This is a genomic window from Aestuarium sp., from assembly GCF_023253315.1.
GTDB lineage: Bacteria > Pseudomonadota > Alphaproteobacteria > Rhodobacterales > Rhodobacteraceae > Marivivens > Marivivens donghaensis.
Map to the genome: position 1 here is coordinate 1 of NZ_JALRGW010000062.1, position 2,229 is coordinate 2,229.

The window sequence follows — 2,229 nt, forward strand, 5'->3', positions numbered from 1 at the left end:
AGGGACTCCATTGATCCATCAAAACCGGCTTCTAGGGATGCCAGCCTGGCCATCGCCTCGGCCAGGGAATTGTCAGAAACCCCAAGCATGTTCGCGATCCACTCTCTTAGCGGCCTCGATTTCACCGATGCAATTACCACGGCACCCTCAGGGAGTGTTTCCTCAGTTGCCTTCAAGCCCATGGCGATTTTGCGCTTATTTAGAGATTGAATAAACAAAGTTCCTGCCTGCGAAACCGGATAGGCAGTTCTTCTTGCAAGCCAGTAGTACTTATTTTTAGATGAGGTGAGCCTGCCTGCATCTATTTGCAAGGCAGAAACTGGAGCCATATAACCCTGACTAAGGCCCTTCTTATCCCAGGTTGCATGCCAGTCAGATTCAGAACCATAGAGGCTGTTGTCGATTGCCACATCAGAAATCGTGACCGAATTCTTCTTTGCCCAGGAAGCTATTTGCCTAGTCAAGGTATCTAGCTTTGGTGCCTTGGCGTAATAAGAAGTGATGTTTCCAGGCATGCGCGACAAGGTGATGTCACCTGCGCCGACCAGGTAGATCTTGCCTGGATTCTGTGGGTCAGAGTAAACGTTTGTAGTCACCTGAAAGTCTTTGCCCAACACATCAAGTGCTACTGCTGCGGTCAAGAGCTTCATCACGGATGCCGTTCTTGCCGGTACTTCTCCGGCAACTGAGAACAGAGTTTCACCTGTATTGCCATTAACTACTTCAACGTGAATGTCCTTGATGTTCTTATTCGCAAGCTGCTTGGAGGGCGTGCAGGAGGCAGCAAAGGCAGGTGCTGGGAATACGGCACCAATTGCCAAAGCGGCTGTTATGGCAGTGGTGAGAACTTTTTTCAACATCTTTCGAAGGATACTTTGCCAAGCTGAAAATCCAGCCTCGGGCCCACCGCAATAAGGGAAAAGTAGGGTAACCTAGGAGAAATTTACGCCCATCGTTGCGCGAGCCATTTACTTTTTTCCACCTCTATTTAGGACGCAATTCATGACCGAAAAAGCAAACATCGGAGTAGTAGGCCTAGCTGTAATGGGCTCGAACCTTGCTCGCAACCTCGCATCTCGCGAAGGCAACCGCGTAGCCGTTTATAACCGCTCCGTGGAGCGCACCAATCTTCTTGTCTCTGAGCACCCAGAGGCAAACTTTATCGCCGCCCAGGACATCGACGGTTTCGTTGCATCACTTGCAAAGCCTCGCACCGCAATCATCATGGTTCAGGCTGGTGCCGGAACCGATGCGGTTATCAACCAGCTAGCCGAGCGCTTTGAGCCAGGCGACATCATCGTTGACGGTGGAAACGCGCTCTTCACAGACACCCTTCGTCGTGAGAAAGAGGTATCTGCAAAGGGCATTCACTTTGTTGGTGCTGGTATCTCTGGTGGTGAAGAGGGTGCTCTCAAGGGCCCTTCAATCATGCCCGGCGGAACCACAGAGGCATACAAGACCCTGGGTCCAATCCTTGCTTCAATCGCGGCTGTTGCCGAGGGTGAGCCTTGTGTTACCCACGTTGGCACCGATGGTGCTGGTCACTTCGTAAAGATGATCCACAACGGCATTGAGTATGCCGACATGCAGCTAATTGCTGAGGCCTACGACATTCTTCGTCAGGCTGGTGGCTTTAGCCCTGCCGAGATCTCAGAGATCTTCGCCGAGTGGAACAAGGGCGAGCTTGAGAGCTACCTAATCGAGATCACTGCCGAAGTTCTAAAGCAGGTTGATGCCAAGACTGGAAAGCCATTTGTTGACGTAGTACTAGACGCTGCAGGTTCAAAGGGAACTGGTGTTTGGACCGTGCAGACCGCACTAAACCTTGGCACTCCAGTTTCAGGTATTGCTGAGGCGGTATTCGCAAGAAGCCTTTCGTCCCAGGCAGCTCAGCGCGCTGGTAAGCCAGCTATGCCAGCTGCAACTACCGAGTGGTCGGTTAGCGACAAGGCTGCATTTGTCGAAGACGTTCGCCGAGCTCTTTATGCGTCGAAGATTGTTGCCTATGCTCAGGGCTTTGACGCTATCCGAGCAGGAGCTAAGGAATACAACTGGAACATCAACCTAGGCGCCGTTTCGAAGATCTGGCGAGGAGGCTGCATCATTCGTGCACAATTCTTGAACCGTATCGCAGATGCCTACGGTAAGAACGAGAACCTACTTAGCCTTTTGTTTGATGAGTATTTCACCAAGGCAATCGATGCATCAGTTGCTTCTTGGCGCAAGGTT

At 51.5% G+C, this 2,229-nt stretch carries 2 protein-coding genes; one reads left to right on the plus strand and one right to left on the minus strand.

The window, feature by feature from the left end; genetic code table 11:
* Positions 1-860, minus strand: an 860-nt coding sequence (locus AC1QQ2_RS14015) for a D-alanyl-D-alanine carboxypeptidase (protein ID WP_479713596.1), incomplete at its 3' end; no start/stop codon positions are given.
* 142 nt (positions 861-1,002) lie between these two features.
* Here AC1QQ2_RS14015 and gndA point away from each other — a divergent pair.
* On the plus strand, positions 1,003-2,229 hold a 1,227-nt coding region (gndA, locus tag AC1QQ2_RS14020; protein ID WP_479713597.1), incomplete at its 3' end, for an NADP-dependent phosphogluconate dehydrogenase.